This window comes from Pedobacter sp. (genome assembly GCF_965227205.1).
Lineage (GTDB): Bacteria > Bacteroidota > Bacteroidia > Sphingobacteriales > Sphingobacteriaceae > Pedobacter.
In genome coordinates, this window is the sequence record NZ_OZ245727.1 from 4,235,792 (window position 1) to 4,252,266 (window position 16,475).

Below are 16,475 nucleotides of genomic sequence, written 5' to 3' on the forward strand. Positions count from 1 at the left end.
AAAGAAAACATGAAAATAACAGGAACTAAAATAGCAGGTCTCTATGTAATTGACGCACTTAGATTTGAAGATCTGAGAGGAGAATTGATAAAACCTTTTAATTTTGATAAGTACAGTGAATTAGATGTTAACCTTGATTTTAAAGAAACATGGTTTACTAAATCAAAAAAAAATGTAATTAGAGCAATGCATTTACAGATTAAAGAAATGGCATGCGAAAAACTAGTTTCTGTTATAAATGGTTCTGTTATGGATATAATTCTAGATCTTAGACCCGAATCCGAAACATTTGGTCAGTATTTCGAGATGGAATTAAATGATAAAACCCCTAAAGCATTATATATACCAAAGGGCTGTGCGCATGGGTATAAAGTTTTGGAAGATAATACAATAACTATGTATTGTGCAACTAAAGTGCATTCGGCAGAGTATGATTTAGGAATAAAATGGGATAGTTTCGGATATGATTGGAAAATTGATAATCCAATTCTCTCAGATAAAGACCTTAATTTGATTGAGTTTAAAGATTTTCAATGAAAAATATAGTTTTAGGAGCAGGCATTGCTGGAATTGCAGCAGCGTACGAATTGAATAGAAATGATATAAAATCGGTTATTTTTGAAAAAAATAATGATTGGGGAGGATTACTTGACAACTTCGAAATTGAAGGATTCAGATTTGATAAATTTGTACACCTTTCGTTTGCAAGCGACAAATATGTTAATGATATTTTTTATCAAACAGAATTTATATCTCATGACCCTGTGTCTCAAAATTTTTATAAAGGACATTGGTTAAAACACCCAGCTCAAAATAACTTATTTCAACTAGAAAAAGAGGAAAAAGAAAAGATACTCGCTGATTTTAAAAGTCGTAAGGATAAAGATATTTCTGAAATTGCAAATTATGAAGAATGGCTGAGAGTTCAGTATGGCAACTATTTTGCCGAAAATTTCCCCATGGTTTACACCGAAAAATATTGGACAGTTGAGGCCAAAGATTTAGAAACAAAATGGGTAGGCAATAGGATGTATAAGCCTACTTTAGAAGAAGTTGAACAAGGCATAGTAAGTTCTGAAACCCCAAATACTTACTACGCTAAGGAAATGCGCTACCCTACGAAAGGTGGGTATAAATCCTTTATGATGCCGATGGTTAAAAATCTTGATATACGAACTAATTCCGGTGTTAATAAAATAAATCTATCGAATAAAACAATAACACTATCAGACGATATCACATATGAGTTTGATAATTTAATTTCTAGTTTGCCTTTGACTGAAATTTGTAAACTGATCAACGATGTTCCAAGTCATGTTATAGCCGCTTCAGAAAAATTGAATTATACTTCGGGTTATTTAGTTTCATTAGGTTTTAATAAACCAGATCTAGCTGATAAATTGTGGTTCTATATTTATGATAAAGATATTTTGTCAGCAAGGGTGTACTCTCCGAGTATGAAATCGCCAGATAATGTGCCAGAAGGCTGCAGTTCGATTCAGGCAGAAATTTATTTTAACAAGGGACAAAAGCTTGATCTTAGCGATGCTGAAATATTAGAACATACTATTAATAAATTTATAGGAATAGGCTTGTTTAATGAAGAAGATTTAGTTGTAAAAGACATTAGAAGTGAAAAATATGCAAATGTTATCTTTGATCATCATATCTACGAAAACAGAAAAATAGTTTTAGATTTTTTAGAAAAGAACAATATAATTTCTGTGGGACGATTTGGCGAATGGGAATATTTTTGGAGTGACCAAAGCTTATTGAGTGGCAAAAATGGAGCAATTAAATTACTAGAAAAAATAAATAAGAAGCCCATATCTTAAGTTAAGTAAAAGTAAAATGAAAGTACAACAAAGGATTGAACCATTAGATTGGCTAAGAGGATTAATGGCTTTATCTATTATGTTTCATCATATGAACCGGTGGTTTCTTGAACCTTTGGATGCATCTACTGCATTAGGAAGAATAGGCGTTTATGGAGTTTCCATATTTTTTATATTGTCAGGATTAAGTATGGCTATTGTTTATAATTCGTTTATAAAAAATAGCCAAACAGCTGCCGATTTCTTTATTCGAAGAATTTTTAGGATATGGCCGTTACTTTGGCTTGTTATTATAATTGTTATAATACAACAATATACCAATGGAATCTATTTTAGTTGGAAACTATTATTCTTAAATTTTACAACCTTATTTGGCTTCTTAGTACCAACTCAAGGTATTGCCTCGGGTTCTTGGTCAATTGGAAGTGAAATGGTTTTTTATGCATTAACACCATTTTTAATTTATTGTTACAATTTGAGAAAATGGCTCGGAAACCTTATTTTCCTAATAAGTTTATTAATCGGACTGTATTTTGCCTTTTATATTATAAATGCAAACTCAACGCTATCAGATCAATGGAGGATTTATGTGAATCCTTTAAATAATCTATTCCTTTACGTTATGGGAATTGGAATGTATTATAACTTAAAAGATTTTAAAATTAAAAATGGAATCAATATCATCATATTAGTAATCGCTTGTCTTGTCTTTGCTTTTCTTCCAATAAAGGACGATTTAATTAAAGTCATAGTAGGTGTAAATAGATTAGTTTTTGTGATTCTATCTTTTGTTGTAGTTCTTTGTTTTTATAAAATGGAAATGAAATTACCAAAGATGTTAAGCATTAGTTTGGAAACCTTAGGAATTGCTACCTATGGCGTTTACTTATTGCATCCAATAGTGTATACTGGTGTTAGCTCATTATCACTTACTAATGTGTATTTGAATTTTGTGCTTGTTTCGACCCTGACAGTTGCATTAGCAGTTTTTTTATATAACTTCTTTGAAACAAGATTTATAAAATTGGGTAAGAACCTAACTAATTCGCTTTTCAAAAAAAGCGAAACTAAATAAAGTTACGATACTTGATTTCGTCACTAGATAAGGTAACTAAATTCTTTGAGAAGATTTTTATTAATAGCGGGTCAAATATTTTTAAATTGAATCGAGTCATAAATAGAATAGGGAATGAAAAATTTCACATTAATAATACCAACGCACAACAGACATCATTATTTAAGGCGTTCGATGATGTATTTCAGAGATTTGGATGCAGAAGTGATTTACTGTGACTCTAGTATTGAAGCATTTGATGAACATGAAATCGAAAAGTATCATAATATTAAATATCTACACTTACCAAATCAAAAATTTGCAGAAAAACTTTTAATTGTGTTAGCACAAATAAAGACTAATTTTGTAGCGCTATGTCCTGATGATGATTTTATACTAATTAATTCGTTATATCGCGGTGTTGATTTCCTTGAAAGTAATAAAACCTACAAAACAATTGTTGGCAAATATGTCTACTTTAATGAAGATTTCGATGGTAATTTTTTCCCTAATGGACAAAAGTTTCCAGAAGATATCGATTTAGGTTCTGAAAAAAATGCAAAAGTTTTTTTTGAAAATTATTATATGATTTTGTGGGCGATGTATGATAAAGTAATTCTTGAAAAAGCATTCAGAATTATTAATCAAGCAAAATTCCATAATGATAATTATATAGAATTAACGATTGGAGCTTGTGCATGTTACGAGGGGGCCATAAAGTTTCCAAAAGAAATTTGGGGAATTAGAGAGGTAAGTACTAAGGAGCACTGGGGAACTCGACATGCATCTATATTGAGTATGGAAATTGCGGAAATTAAAGGTGATTATCAAAAGTTTAAAGAATCAATAGATGATCAAACATTTTTAGGTCATGCTGATATTGTAATGCAAAGTTACTTAAGTGGGCATGTTAAAGAAGTAGTTTCTTTGAGAGATACTATAAGTAAAATGATTCCCAAATTTATTAAAAGATGGATTAGGAAAGGAACAAGTTTCAAGACATCAGCAGATAAATTTATTTTGGATGACCAAAATTATGGATTACTTGATCCGATAAAACTATTATTGTACAAAGATAACGTGAATAAGTAAAATAGTTTTAAAAAATAATATATGGCCAATTTTACAGGCTTTTTAAAGCATGGAGGGAATTATCTTGTTGCAAGTTTAGCGACTAGATCTTTAGCCTTTATTTCAATACCAATTTATACTCGGTTATTATCAACTCAAGACTATGGCATTGTAAGTATATTTATGGGAGTATCTGGCTTATTGGTAAGTCTAATTGCTTTCAGTACAGACCGGTCAGTAAGCAGATATTTTTTTGATCAAAAAAGCGAAATGGATTTTAAAAGATTCGTAGGAACTTCATCTATATTAGCATTAGGCTTTTTTATATTTAATTCCATTCTACTTATTTATTTTGCTGAGGATTTTGGCAATCTGGTTGGTCTTAACAAAAATGTTGTATATCTATTTATTCCATTTTCCTTAATCTCCATTGTAGGATTGACTTTTGAGCAAATTTATAATCCACTTAAGAAAAGTAAAGAGATTGCAGTGTATTCTGTAATAAATGTATTTCTTGGTTTTGCACTCTCCGTTACCTTTCTTCTTTTCATGAAAACAGAGAAGTATTATGGACAGATCTGGGGGCAGATAGCAACCGGATTTATAATGCTTTTCTTTTGGATCAGATTGATTAAGCCTTATTTTGTTTTATCGTTTGATAAATCTTATATCAAATACATATTTACATTTTCGGTGCCCCTAATTCCGTATGCGCTAAGTGGTGTTATCATAGAGCAATTTGGGAAAATTGCAATCGGGAGCTCTCAAGGTATGAGTGAAGCAGGGTTTTATAATTTAGCTCTTTCAGTGAGCAGTATTGTAAATATTGTAGTTATTGTTACTCATCAAGCTTGGAATCCTTACTATTTTGAGTATATGAACTCCAAAAATTATAAGCAATTAGATAGTGATTTTATTAAAATTTTTAAAATTACTATTCTTGTTGCTTTTGGAGTAGCTTCATTTGGTAAGGAACTTGGTCTGCTCCTTGCTAAAGAAGAATTCTCAGGAGCTTTATACCTGATCCCTATCTTTACAATAGGTTATATTTTTTCTCAGCTTTCTTTTGCTTACGTCAGGAATTTTGGATACACAAGGAAAACACAATATATGACTCTAACAATTCTAACAAGTGGTGTAAGCAATGTGCTACTGAATGTTTTTTTTGTTAAATCTTTCGGACAGCTTGGAGCTGCAATCTCATTTGTAATTTCTTATATTATTATGGTTGTACTAGCTTGGTTTCTTAATAATTATTTTGTAAAACTTCATACAACTCCACTAAGAAAACTACTATTTCCGCTGATCATTGCTGCACCATTTTATATACTATTATATCTTATCATGGGAATCGAATCTATTTTTGGAGCAATATTGATAAAAGGACTTTGTTTTTGTATGTTAACTGTAATAATTCTGTGGGACGAGAGAAACGAGATATTGTTATTCGCTAATAAAATCTTAAAACGTTCTTAAGTTTATAATTTTAACATACAAATAACTAATTGTGAATAACAAATTTAATCCTCAAATTTTTCTAGATTTCGAAAAACGTCATAATTGTTTTGATAAGGAAATTGGGGGCGTACACTTCTGGGATATTATCAGATATGAACTATATCTTGATATATTACGAAATATAAAACCAGATATTATTAAAACAAATAAAAAAGAATCACAATTTACAAGAGCAACTCGAATTTTAAAACAAATTTTATCGTTCATTTATTTTTTGATATTTACAAAATGCGAATTTCTATTCCTCACATCATCGAGAAATAAAATTGGAGATGATGGTTTTTTTGATAGAAATTTGGGTGACATTTTAAATATTTGCAAAGAAAAATCGATTTTATTTGAAAAATTCCAGATAAATAGCTCTACTTGGCATTACAGAAAAAATACTCTTTTTGACCCAAGCATACATATTAAATCGTTTCTATCAAAATTCGTTAAACGTCACGATTATAGTCAAATACTTATTTCTATCCATAAGGAGTTTGAACACTGTAATTTTACCAATGAAAAAATCAATGAAATGGTTGTAAATTATAAAACTGATTTATTGTTTTATAATTTTATATTCAAAATTAAGAAGCCCAAAATTTGTTTTGTTAATCAAAATGGCATCCAAAAAGGCTTATTTTCTGCCGCAGAAAAATGTAAAGTTCCTGTTGTTGAAGTTCAGCATTGTGTAATTGATGAAGGAAATCCTGCATATCATTACAGTAAAGATATCGAATATAAAACTGGACAAATATATTTGCCAACCTATTTTTTTACGTATTCTAGTTATTGGAATGATAAGGCAAATTATCCCGTGAAAAGAATAATAACCATTGGAAATTCCTATTTATATAATCCTACTAACGTTATCATCAACGATGAAGTACTACAAAAGAATGGTTTAGTAGTTGCTAGTGCCAATATTTATGGCGAAAATTTAAAAAAAATTGTTACAGAACTTGCAGAAAAAAACAGTAAAATACCAATCTATTTTAAATTGCACCCCAATCAGTTTGTTGAGAGGGAATACTATATTGCAGAACTATCTTCTTTCAAAAATATACAAGTTATCACTTCGGAGAAGAATATGGAGCAATTGTTACTGGAATCGGTGGCAATTTTAGTTATTCAATCAACGACTATATACGAAGCATTACATTTAAGGAAAAAAGGAATCATATACAAAAAGCAATCTTATGAAGGGCATCGCTCATTATTTCATAATCCTAATGTCTATCTAGTAGATACGGTAGAAGAAATTATTAATGCGATTAATCAACCATTCGTTGAGAAGAATGTAAATGAGCAATTCTTTTTTAAAGATTTTGACGTAACAGCCTTTAAGCGATTCTTATCAGAGAAAATTGTTAATTAGAGTAATTTGTTATAGGTTTAGTAAGATGAATTTAAGAATCTGGTATTTATTTAATTTTTGGAAGTTTAAGCATTTGGGAAGAAAATCCTTCGTGAAAAAAGCTTTAATCATAACACCGTCTTGTATTTCTGTGGGTAATAATGTATATATTCAACCAAACTCACGAATTGAAGGTGTTTTTAGTTATGAGGGGGTTTCTTTTTTACCGGAGATAAGTATAGATGATTGTTGCACAATTCAGCAGAATTTGCACTTAACTTGTGGCCGCAAAATTTATATTGGAAAAAATACGGCCATAGCGGCAAATGTTACTATTACAGATATCAATCATCCTTATGAAAATATCGACCTACCTGTAGAAAGACAACCTCTTACTACAAATCCTGTTTACATAGGTGATGACTGTAAGATTTACAACAATGTAGTAATTCTACCTGGAACTTATATTGGGAAACATTGTGTTATTGGTGCGAATAGTGTTGTTTCGGGCGATTTTTCTGATTTTGCAGTGATTGTAGGAGCGCCGGCAAAAATAATTAAACGGTACTGCTTGGAAACAAATCAATGGAAGAGAACAGACCAAACGGGAAAATTTTTATAATAAATTATGAAAAATATACTAATAACTGGAGGAGCAGGTTTTATAGGCTCTAATTTAGCTTTGAAACTAATTGATAAAGGATACAACGTAACTGTTCTAGATACCTTATCACCACAGATTCATGGGGAAGATGCTGAAAATAATTCTTTTTTATTTTTAAAAATCAAAGGTAAAGTAAAATTTATAAAAGGTACTGTAACGTCTACTGAAGACTGGATAAAGGCCATAGAAAACCAGGATGCCATAGTTCACTATGCAGCTGAAACGGGCACAGGACAATCTATGTATGAAATTGAAAAGTATACCTCGGTAAATATTGGCGGTACAGCGCTCATGTTGGACTTGCTAACTAACCACCCTAATTCTGTGAAAAAAGTAGTTATAGCTTCATCGAGGTCTATTTATGGCGAGGGTAGATATTGGTCTGACGAATTAAATACTTATGTCTATCCTGAACACAGGATAGACGACTACATGTCTAATGGCGATTTTGAAGTTAAATTCAAGGGTGTTTCATCCCCCTTAAAATTAGTTGCAACCGATGAGGATTCTAAAATACACCCGTCGTCGGTATATGGAATTACAAAACAAAACCAGGAGCAGATGGTTATGACAGTTTGCCCTACCATTGGGATTGCACCAGTAGCTTTCAGATATCAGAATGTTTATGGACCAGGACAATCTTTGTCAAATCCATATACAGGCATATTGTCAATTTTTTCTACTCTTATCAAAAACGGAAAAGATATAAATATTTTTGAAGATGGTAAAGAAACCAGGGATTTTGTATTTATTGAAGATGTCGTGGCCGCTACTATTCTGGGACTGGAAAAAGAAGAAGCAAATGGACAAGTATTCAATGTTGGTGCAGGAGAACCAATTGATGTATTAACTGTGGCGAGTAAACTTATCAATAATTATGGTGGATCAGTTAATATTGCTGTGACGGGAAATTACCGACTTGGTGATATAAGGCACAATTACGCTGATATGACCAAGATTAATTTACTTTTGGGTTTTGTACCTGAATACAATTTCGAAAGAGGATTAAAGCACTTTACAGACTGGGTTCTTACTCAGGAAGTGAACGAGAGCAAGTATGAAGATAGTATAGCAGAAATGAAAGAAAAGGGGTTATTTAAGTAATGGCTACAAAAAAGGTGCTTTTTATTGGGATTGGTTTTTACGATTATGAAGAGTCAATTATTCAAGAGTTTAAAAAACTAAATTTTGATGTTGACTATTTTTGTGAAGTCCCTCCTGATAGCCTTGCTTTTCGCTTTTATAATAGATTTAAGATGCAAAATCAGTTGGAACGCATCATCAAACGCTTTAATGATAGAATTGTAAAAGAAAGTGGTACACAATATTCGCTTATTTTTGTAATTAAATCGGAATATCTTTCTGAAAAGACACTTCGAGCCATAAAGGAAAAAAATCCAACAGCTAAAAGTATTTTGTATCTTTGGGATTCTATTGTACGCATTTCTAATATTGAATCTAAGTTTAAATATTTTGATAAGGTTTTTTCTTTTGATAGAATTGATTGTTTAAAAAATGATGTATTAAATTTTAATCCATTGTTTTATCGAGATGAGTATCATGGGAGTATAGATGGCAAAAATACTATAAATGACTTGTATCATTTGGGCTGGTATCACTCAGACCGTTTAAAATTAATTATGAACATCGAAAGTTTTTGTGAAGAACATCAGCTTAGTTATAAACTAATTTTATTTACAGGTTATTTTAGCTTTTTGTTGCATAAAATATTTGGCGGAGAATTAAAGAACAATAAGAAATTTTTGATATTTAAGGCAATTTCTGCGAAGGAAAACCGTCAAAATGTGCTTGATTCAATTGCTACCTTAGATATTGCTCACAACTTACAAAGTGGTTTGACAATTAGGTCAATTGAGCTTTTGGGGATGGGAAGGAAGATGATTACCACAAATGCTGATATTGTTAATTACGATTTTTATAATTCCTCAAATATATTGTTAATAGATAGAAATAATCCGAAATTAGAATTATCTTTTTTTTCGACTCCCTATGAGCCTGTCCCACCTTTAATAAAAGAAAGGTATAACATAACAAATTGGTTAGAACGAATGGTTAATAGCTAAATGTTATAATAGAGTTAAACTTTATTTTCACTCTAATCATATATAACCAATAATCTTCTTTAATGGAAATGAGTTTAAAAAAAATATTTTCTTTTCTGGTATTAATGTTCTTTTTATCAACATTAATATTTCCAGTATTTATTTTAAATAAAATTTTTTTTCTCGTAATTTTTGGGCTAATGTTTTATAAATTAAGTGGCACAAATAAGATGCTAACTGTTGCTCCTTTCGTTGTGTTTTTAGTTTTTCTATATGGTTTTATTTTTTCTTTTTTTGGATATGTATACCGCCCATTAACTAATCAGTTGATGCTCTCTGTTGCCGTTCTATTTCTCATCTATCCTATAAGTAAATATGATATAGATATGGATCGAATCGTAAAAATATCTGGACTTGTCTTGGTAGCGTTTACTGGGCTATTTTTTTTACTTGTTGTAACATTCGCAGGTAATCCAATTTCTATGATTGCCTATGATATATTCAAAAACTATGGCGGCGGGTCCAGTGGATTACGAGGGTTTACTGAAGAAGCCACGCTAAGTTTTCATTTTGGTACAGTTCCCTTTTTATATCTACCACTTTGCTTATTCTTCTATACTTACTTGAAAACCAAGAAGCTATCTAATATACTGGCAATGATTTTTATTCTACCTGCGACTTTTATAAGTACTTCAAGAGGATTATGGGTAATCTGTATTTTAGGTATATTCTTAATTTACTTTTTAAACTTAAAATTAACTTCAAAACTGATTTTACTTACAGTGAGTATCCCACTTGTAGTATCTGTTTTTAGTTATTTACTAGTGACTACAAATGCCTTCAGCTCTAATGAAGAATCAAATAGTATCAAAATTGGTCATATTACCTCATTTTTTGATAACCTAAATTTTCAAAATTTTTTTTTAGGTGATGGATTGGGAGCATACTATTTTACAAAAGGTGCGAATGGGATAAAAGCAGAAACTGAAGTAACACCATTTGATATGCTGAGATATTTTGGATTTATTTTTACTATGCTATTATATACCGCTATTTTATTTCCAAGTAAAAATTTAAAATCATATTTTTCTGAAAATAAGTGTTTTACATGTGTATTTGTGCTTTACCTCATAAATTCTTTTACTAATCCGACAATGTTCAATTCCTATGGTTTAATCGTCGTTTTGTGGTACTGGTCTAAAATTTTAAGACAACAGAAAAATCAAGTTATATTAAAGATAATTTAACCAATGAAAGTTTTCGCCATAATTGTAGCTTACAATCCTAAAATTTATCAATTGATTAATTTATGTAATCAATTAGAAAATAGCGGTTTAAGTGTGGTATTGGTTGAAAATACCGAGCAAAATTCATTAAAAGAAACCATTACTTTAACGAATACCTTTGTTATCGAACTCAATTCTAACCAAGGAATAGCACGTGCTCAAAATATTGGTATAAATTATGCGGTAACAAATGGAGCAGATATTATTGTGTTTTTTGATCAGGATTCTACCATAAAAGAAGACTTTATTTCAAATCTCTTATCTCCAATAGTTGATGGTAGTCCAATGGTTGTAGCTCCAGTTTTTTACGATGAACAACAAGGTTTTGAATACCCATCATTTAAATTCAACCGGTTTAATTTATTAGATAAGGTTTATAGTGAAAATCGATTGGCACCTTATGAAGTTGATGTTATTATTTCATCGGGTTCAGCTGCCACAAAAGCGGTTTTTTTAAAAGTAGGTTTGATGGACGAAGATTTCTTTATCGATTTTGTTGACATTGAATGGACAATTAGATGCAAGAAGAATGATGTTCCAATATATATTGTCCCACAAGCAACAATGATACATGCAATTGGAGAGAAGTCAATAAATCTCGGGGTTATCCGTGGCTTTATTCACAGTTCTCTTAGAAGTTATTATAAACTACGAAATCCTTTCTTACTTTTGCGCAAGGCACATGTTCCTACTAATTTGGCGCTAAAGGAAATTTTGGCAGCTATGGTACATCAATTTGTGTTTATGTTCTATGTCGCGAACAAATTGGAATATTTCAGAAGTTACATTATTGCTATTAGGGATGGTTTAAAAGGGAAAAAAGGTAAAAAAGCTAATTTATAATATATTGAAAGTAAGTGTTTGCATAGCAACCTATAATGGAGAAAAATATCTAAAAGAGCAAATTGACTCTATTCTAGCCCAAATTTCTCTAGACGATGAAGTGATAATTGTTGACGATTGTTCAAGTGATTCTTCTATTGAAATATTAGAAGGCTACAAAGATTCTCGTATTAAAATTTTTAAAAATAAAATCAATCGAAGCCATGTTTATTCATTTGGTAAAGCAATTTCATTAGCAAATAATGAATTGGTTTTCATGTCAGACCAAGATGATTTGTGGGTAAAAGGAAGGTTGGATTTAATGAAGACAGCCCTTTTAGAATCTGGTAAATTAATGCTTAGCTCAAATTCAGCATTCATTGATGAAAAAGGTGCTCCCAAAGATTTTTATCTAGATGGTGTTAAGTCTGAAGATTCGAGCCGATTTAATAAAAATATTTTGGCTATTTTTGCAGGTAAAACTAATTATTATGGTTGTGCGATGGCATATCGGAAGGAGTTGAATCAAATTATCTTGCCTATACCAGATTATGTAGAGTCTCATGATCTGTGGATTGCCATGGCTGGAAATCTTTTAAAATCTAATCTTCACATTGATACGCAAACATTATTTCGACGAATTCATGGTAATAACGCTAGCGTTTTAAGTAGAACATTAAAAGAAAAGTTATATTCAAGATTAATTTTTGCAAGAAGCTATTTTGAAATTACAAGTAGGATAAAAAAACAGAAATAGATTTTAAATAATTAAATAGATTGCTTTTCGCAATTGCAATATAAAATATGAGCTTGAGAAACTACCAAATTTGCACCAAAACTATAATGGACACTTCCGATCCTACAATCATTTTTAATGACAAGGGCGAAAGCGACTATTACACCAATTATATAGAAACAATTTTGCCTAATTGGCATACTGATGAACGTGGTCATGCTGAACTGATGAAAGAGGCTGATAAAATTAAAGCAGATGGTAAAGGGAGAGATTTTGATTGTATTATTGGTTTAAGTGGTGGACTTGACAGTTCATATGCAGCTTATGTTGCTAAGGAGATTATGGGTTTAAGGCCTTTGATTTTTCATGTTGATGCTGGATGGAATACAGACAGGGCGGTTGGAAATATTGAAAAGTTAGTTAATGGATTAGATTTAGATTTATACACAGATGTAATTAACTGGCAGGAGATGAAAGATTTGCAAGTAGCATTCCTTAAGTCTCAAATTGCAGATCAGGATTTACCTCAGGATTACGCATTTTTTTCAGGCTTGTATAAGTTTGCAAAAAAAAACAAAATAAAGTATGTGCTAACTGGTGGTAATTTTTCTACGGAATGCTGTCGTGAACCAGAAGAATGGGGCGGTTTCCCGGGCATTGATACCAGACTTGTGAAAGATATTCATTCCAAATTTGGTAAAAGACCTTTAAAAACATTCCCATTGGTAGATATTTTAAGTTATAAAATATATTACCGCTACGTACTTGGAATGAAAGTTTTTAAACCATTAAATTTAGTACCATACATTAAAGCAGATGTTGAGAAATTTCTGTTTGAAAAGTATGGTTGGGAAAGTTTTCAGCACAAGCACCATGAATCAAGATTTACACGATTTTATGAGGATTACTGGTTACCAAGAAAATTCGGCTTTGAGAAAAGGAGAGCTCATTTCTCAAGCTTAATTTTAACTGGTCAAATGACGAGAGATGAGGCTTTGGAGCGAATATCAAAACCAGAATTATCTGAAGAATTTTTACAGAAGGAGTTTGATTATGTTGCTGATAAGCTTGATTTGACTAGGACAGAACTGCAAAGTATATTTGACGGACCTAACAAAACGTATAAAGATTATAAAAATAAAATGAATATCATCAAAGCCGGTTCTAAGGTGATGATGAAAATAGGTTTGGAAAAAAGATTATTTAGATGATAACTATAATCGACTACGGTGTAGGTAATATTTATGCTTTTCAAAATGTATATAAGAGACTAAATATTCCAACTAAGATTGCAAAAACAGCAATAGACTTGGAAGGTGCAGAAAAATTAATTTTGCCTGGAGTTGGCTCATTTGATTACGCAATGACACAGTTAAATAATTCTGGTATGAGAGAAAGATTAGATGTACTCGTGCTAGAAGAGAAAAAACCTGTAATAGGCATTTGCGTGGGCATGCAAATGATGGCTAATGGTAGCGATGAAGGCGATTTGGAGGGTTTGAAGTGGATAGATGCTCATGTTAAGAAATTCGATGAATCCACCATAAAATATATTACAAAACTACCTCATATGGGTTGGAATGATGTTAGTCCGATTGAAGGTCATCCTTTATTTCGAGGCTTGGAGCAGGATGCCCTTTTTTATTTTCTTCACAGCTTTTATTTTTATTGTAATAACGAAGCAGATAGCATTGCCAAATCTGATTATGGTATTAATTTTACCAGTTCCGTAAACCATAATAATATTTACGGAATACAGTTCCATCCGGAAAAAAGCCATCATTATGGTGAAACTTTGCTCCACAATTTTGCGAAAATTTAGTATATGTTAAGACCAAGAATTATACCAAGCCTACTAATTCACGATAATGGGCTGGTTAAAACTGTAAATTTTAAAAATGCAAAATATGTTGGTGACCCGATTAATGCAGTTAAGATTTTTAACGAGAAAGAGGTTGATGAATTAGCTGTTTTCGATATAGATGCAACAGTACTAAATAAAGAACCCGATTATGTACTTATTGAGAAATTAGCTACTCAAAGTAGAATGCCTTTATGTTATGGAGGTGGTGTTAATACAGTAGAGCAAGCACAAAGAATATTCGGACTTGGTATAGAGAAAATAGCACTGAGTAGTGCTGTCATTCAAAAACCAGAACTTATAGCTGAAATTGCTTCACGTGTTGGTAATCAAAGTGTTATAGTTGTGCTTGATGTAAAAAAGAAGTTGCTTGGAGGATATGAAGTATATACGCATAACGGAAAGAAAAGCACAGGTATAAATCCGTTTAAATTTGTTGAAGAGGCAGAAAGGCTTGGGGCTGGCGAAATTATTATTAATTCTATTGATCAAGATGGGGTAATGAAAGGGTATGATATGAACCTAATCGATAAAATTAGGGAGAAAATATCGTTACCAATGACAGTTTTAGGAGGTGCGGGATCTTTGGACGACATTGGTAAAGTAATTAATAAACATGGAGTTATTGGTGTTGCTGCTGGAAGTCTTTTTGTATTTAAAGGAATTTACAAAGCAGTACTCATAAATTATCCCAAAAGAAGTGAGAAAGACGAATTGATACATAAAAACCATACAGGTTAAAAAAATATATAATGCAAATCAAAAATAAAACTCTTTTAATCACAGGTGGTACCGGCTCATTCGGTTCCGCTGTGCTAAACCGCTTTTTACAAACAGATCATTTTAGTGAAATTCGTATTTTTTCTCGTGATGAGAAAAAACAAGATGACATGCGAAATACATTGAAAAATGATAAATTGAAATTCTATATAGGTGATGTAAGAGATTTGCAAAGCGTGGAAAGAGCCATGCACGGCGTAGACTATGTTTTTCATGCTGCTGCATTAAAACAAGTACCCTCGTGCGAATTTTTTCCGATAGAAGCTACCAAAACAAATGTATTCGGTACTCAGAATGTGATTTCTGCAGCTATTGCCAATAAGGTTAAAAAGGTGATTTGTTTAAGTACAGATAAAGCCGCTTATCCTATAAATGCAATGGGCATTTCTAAAGCTCTGATGGAAAAGGTGGCTATTGCAGCTTCTAGAGATTCGAATGAAACTACTGTATGTTTAACACGCTATGGAAATGTAATGGCGTCAAGGGGATCGGTAATACCATTGTTTTTAAAACAAATTCAATCAGGCCAACCATTAACCATCACAGATCCTAACATGACACGTTTTTTAATGTCATTAGAAGATGCCGTTGATTTGGTGTTGTTTGCATTTGAACATGCTAACCCTGGCGATCTTTTTGTAAATAAGGCACCAGCTGGAACCATTCGTGATTTAGCTCAAGCATTAAAGGAATTGTGTAAGGCTGATAATGAGATTAAAATCATCGGTACAAGACATGGAGAGAAACTTTACGAAACCCTTTGTACCCGTGAAGAAATGACTAAAGCTGAGGATATGGGTGAATTTTATCGCATTCCCGCCGATAACCGGGATTTAAATTATGCTCAATATTTTTCTGAAGGAGAGGAGGAGATTGCGACTGCTGAAGATTACCATTCTCATAATACAGAACAGCAGAACGTTGAGGGTATGAAGAAGTTATTATCTGGATTGCCTCTAATAAAAAAAGAAGTTTTTGGCGATTTAACCGCTGTCCAATACGCTGGATAATGCTACAGAAAGTTAAAGTCATATCAGGAGGACATCATGTTGATGCTCGGGGTGAAGTTACATTTGTAAACGAATTTGACATGTCTCAGGTTAAGCGATTTTATCGGATCAAACATTTTGATACTGAAACAATTCGCGGTTGGAGGGCTCATAAAATAGAACAAAGATGGTTTCATGTTTTTAATGGCACTTTTATGGTTAAGCTTGTTAAAATTGATAACTGGGGAAACCCCTCTTCAAACCTTGATCAACATAAATTCATTTTAAAGGCAACTGATATTTCTGTATTTCATATTCCAGTTGGCTATGCAAGTAGTTTACAAGCAATGGAAGAAAATTCCGAAATGATAGTTTTTGCAGATTATCCAATCGAACATGCTAAAAACGATGATTATTTATTCCCATCGGATTACTTCAATTAGATAAAGTTAGA

Annotated in this window: 17 protein-coding genes; all 17 read left to right on the forward strand. The window is 31.7% G+C overall.

Annotation, left to right across the window (positions count from 1 at the left end):
- The first annotated feature begins 9 nt into the window (after nt 1-9).
- The 17 genes from ACO05K_RS18370 to ACO05K_RS18450 all read left to right on the forward strand — a co-directional run bounded on the left by ACO05K_RS18370 (nt 10) and on the right by ACO05K_RS18450 (nt 16,464).
- Nucleotides 10-537, forward strand: coding sequence for a dTDP-4-dehydrorhamnose 3,5-epimerase family protein (locus ACO05K_RS18370; protein ID WP_421945864.1), 528 nt, complete (start codon nt 10-12; stop codon nt 535-537).
- On the forward strand, nt 534-1,835 hold the full coding sequence (locus tag ACO05K_RS18375) for a protoporphyrinogen/coproporphyrinogen oxidase (protein ID WP_421945865.1): 1,302 nt from the start codon (nt 534-536) through the stop codon (nt 1,833-1,835). The genes ACO05K_RS18370 and ACO05K_RS18375 overlap by 4 nt, the downstream gene beginning before the upstream one ends.
- A 16-nt stretch (nt 1,836-1,851) precedes the next feature.
- Complete coding sequence (locus ACO05K_RS18380; protein ID WP_421945866.1) at nt 1,852-2,910, forward strand: acyltransferase family protein; 1,059 nt, start codon at nt 1,852-1,854, stop codon at nt 2,908-2,910.
- Nucleotides 2,911-3,024: 114 nt separating this feature from the next.
- On the forward strand, nt 3,025-3,981 hold the full coding sequence (locus ACO05K_RS18385; protein ID WP_421945867.1) for a TIGR00180 family glycosyltransferase: 957 nt from the start codon (nt 3,025-3,027) through the stop codon (nt 3,979-3,981).
- Between the two features lie 21 nt (nt 3,982-4,002).
- Nucleotides 4,003-5,436 carry a lipopolysaccharide biosynthesis protein gene (locus tag ACO05K_RS18390; protein ID WP_421945868.1) on the forward strand — a complete coding sequence of 478 codons (1,434 nt, stop codon included), beginning with the start codon at nt 4,003-4,005 and terminating at the stop codon, nt 5,434-5,436.
- Nucleotides 5,437-5,467: 31 nt separating this feature from the next.
- Nucleotides 5,468-6,841 (forward strand): hypothetical protein, encoded by a 1,374-nt coding sequence (locus ACO05K_RS18395; protein WP_421945869.1) that lies wholly within the window; start codon nt 5,468-5,470, stop codon nt 6,839-6,841.
- Nucleotides 6,842-6,866: 25 nt separating this feature from the next.
- Nucleotides 6,867-7,442, forward strand: a complete 576-nt coding sequence (locus ACO05K_RS18400) for an acyltransferase (RefSeq protein WP_421945870.1) — start codon at nt 6,867-6,869, stop codon at nt 7,440-7,442.
- Nucleotides 7,443-7,448: 6 nt separating this feature from the next.
- Nucleotides 7,449-8,588: an NAD-dependent epimerase/dehydratase family protein gene (locus ACO05K_RS18405; RefSeq protein WP_421945871.1), complete on the forward strand. Its 1,140-nt coding sequence runs from the start codon at nt 7,449-7,451 to the stop codon at nt 8,586-8,588.
- A complete protein-coding gene (locus tag ACO05K_RS18410; protein ID WP_421945872.1) occupies nt 8,588-9,568 on the forward strand; it encodes a hypothetical protein in 981 nt (326 codons plus the stop codon). Before ACO05K_RS18405 ends, ACO05K_RS18410 begins: the two co-directional genes overlap by 1 nt.
- Nucleotides 9,569-9,630: 62 nt before the next feature.
- Complete coding sequence (locus tag ACO05K_RS18415) at nt 9,631-10,794, forward strand: O-antigen polymerase (RefSeq protein WP_421945873.1); 1,164 nt, start codon at nt 9,631-9,633, stop codon at nt 10,792-10,794.
- A 3-nt stretch (nt 10,795-10,797) separates the two neighbouring features.
- Complete coding sequence (locus tag ACO05K_RS18420; protein WP_421945874.1) at nt 10,798-11,676, forward strand: rhamnosyltransferase; 879 nt, start codon at nt 10,798-10,800, stop codon at nt 11,674-11,676.
- A gap of 4 nt (nt 11,677-11,680) precedes the next feature.
- Complete coding sequence (locus ACO05K_RS18425) at nt 11,681-12,412, forward strand: glycosyltransferase (protein WP_421945875.1); 732 nt, start codon at nt 11,681-11,683, stop codon at nt 12,410-12,412.
- 47 nt (nt 12,413-12,459) lie between these two features.
- Nucleotides 12,460-13,602 carry an N-acetyl sugar amidotransferase gene (locus ACO05K_RS18430; RefSeq protein ID WP_421945876.1) on the forward strand — a complete coding sequence of 381 codons (1,143 nt, stop codon included), beginning with the start codon at nt 12,460-12,462 and terminating at the stop codon, nt 13,600-13,602.
- Nucleotides 13,599-14,213, forward strand: coding sequence for an imidazole glycerol phosphate synthase subunit HisH (gene hisH, locus ACO05K_RS18435; protein ID WP_421945877.1), 615 nt, complete (start codon nt 13,599-13,601; stop codon nt 14,211-14,213). The genes ACO05K_RS18430 and hisH overlap by 4 nt, the downstream gene beginning before the upstream one ends.
- Before the next feature lie 3 nt (nt 14,214-14,216).
- Complete coding sequence (locus ACO05K_RS18440; protein WP_421945878.1) at nt 14,217-14,993, forward strand: AglZ/HisF2 family acetamidino modification protein; 777 nt, start codon at nt 14,217-14,219, stop codon at nt 14,991-14,993.
- 11 nt (nt 14,994-15,004) lie between these two features.
- Complete coding sequence (locus tag ACO05K_RS18445; RefSeq protein ID WP_421945879.1) at nt 15,005-16,042, forward strand: polysaccharide biosynthesis protein; 1,038 nt, start codon at nt 15,005-15,007, stop codon at nt 16,040-16,042.
- Entirely contained in the window at nt 16,042-16,464 is a 423-nt protein-coding gene (locus ACO05K_RS18450; protein ID WP_421945880.1) for a WxcM-like domain-containing protein, read from the forward strand. The genes ACO05K_RS18445 and ACO05K_RS18450 overlap by 1 nt, the downstream gene beginning before the upstream one ends.
- Nucleotides 16,465-16,475: the final 11 nt, after the last annotated feature.

What these genes read in the sequence shown, in the direction of transcription:
- ACO05K_RS18370 (WP_421945864.1), top strand. Translation starts at nt 10, where the DNA reads ATGAAAATAACAGGAACTAAAATAGCAGGTCTCTATGTAATTGACGCA.
- ACO05K_RS18375 (WP_421945865.1), top strand. Translation starts at nt 534, where the DNA reads ATGAAAAATATAGTTTTAGGAGCAGGCATTGCTGGAATTGCAGCAGCG.
- ACO05K_RS18380 (WP_421945866.1), top strand. Translation starts at nt 1,852, where the DNA reads ATGAAAGTACAACAAAGGATTGAACCATTAGATTGGCTAAGAGGATTA.
- ACO05K_RS18385 (WP_421945867.1), top strand. Translation starts at nt 3,025, where the DNA reads ATGAAAAATTTCACATTAATAATACCAACGCACAACAGACATCATTAT.
- ACO05K_RS18390 (WP_421945868.1), top strand. Translation starts at nt 4,003, where the DNA reads ATGGCCAATTTTACAGGCTTTTTAAAGCATGGAGGGAATTATCTTGTT.
- ACO05K_RS18400 (WP_421945870.1), top strand. Translation starts at nt 6,867, where the DNA reads ATGAATTTAAGAATCTGGTATTTATTTAATTTTTGGAAGTTTAAGCAT.
- ACO05K_RS18405 (WP_421945871.1), top strand. Translation starts at nt 7,449, where the DNA reads ATGAAAAATATACTAATAACTGGAGGAGCAGGTTTTATAGGCTCTAAT.
- ACO05K_RS18410 (WP_421945872.1), top strand. Translation starts at nt 8,588, where the DNA reads ATGGCTACAAAAAAGGTGCTTTTTATTGGGATTGGTTTTTACGATTAT.
- ACO05K_RS18415 (WP_421945873.1), top strand. Translation starts at nt 9,631, where the DNA reads ATGGAAATGAGTTTAAAAAAAATATTTTCTTTTCTGGTATTAATGTTC.
- ACO05K_RS18420 (WP_421945874.1), top strand. Translation starts at nt 10,798, where the DNA reads ATGAAAGTTTTCGCCATAATTGTAGCTTACAATCCTAAAATTTATCAA.
- ACO05K_RS18430 (WP_421945876.1), top strand. Translation starts at nt 12,460, where the DNA reads ATGAGCTTGAGAAACTACCAAATTTGCACCAAAACTATAATGGACACT.
- hisH (WP_421945877.1), top strand. Translation starts at nt 13,599, where the DNA reads ATGATAACTATAATCGACTACGGTGTAGGTAATATTTATGCTTTTCAA.
- ACO05K_RS18440 (WP_421945878.1), top strand. Translation starts at nt 14,217, where the DNA reads ATGTTAAGACCAAGAATTATACCAAGCCTACTAATTCACGATAATGGG.
- ACO05K_RS18445 (WP_421945879.1), top strand. Translation starts at nt 15,005, where the DNA reads ATGCAAATCAAAAATAAAACTCTTTTAATCACAGGTGGTACCGGCTCA.
- ACO05K_RS18450 (WP_421945880.1), top strand. Translation starts at nt 16,042, where the DNA reads ATGCTACAGAAAGTTAAAGTCATATCAGGAGGACATCATGTTGATGCT.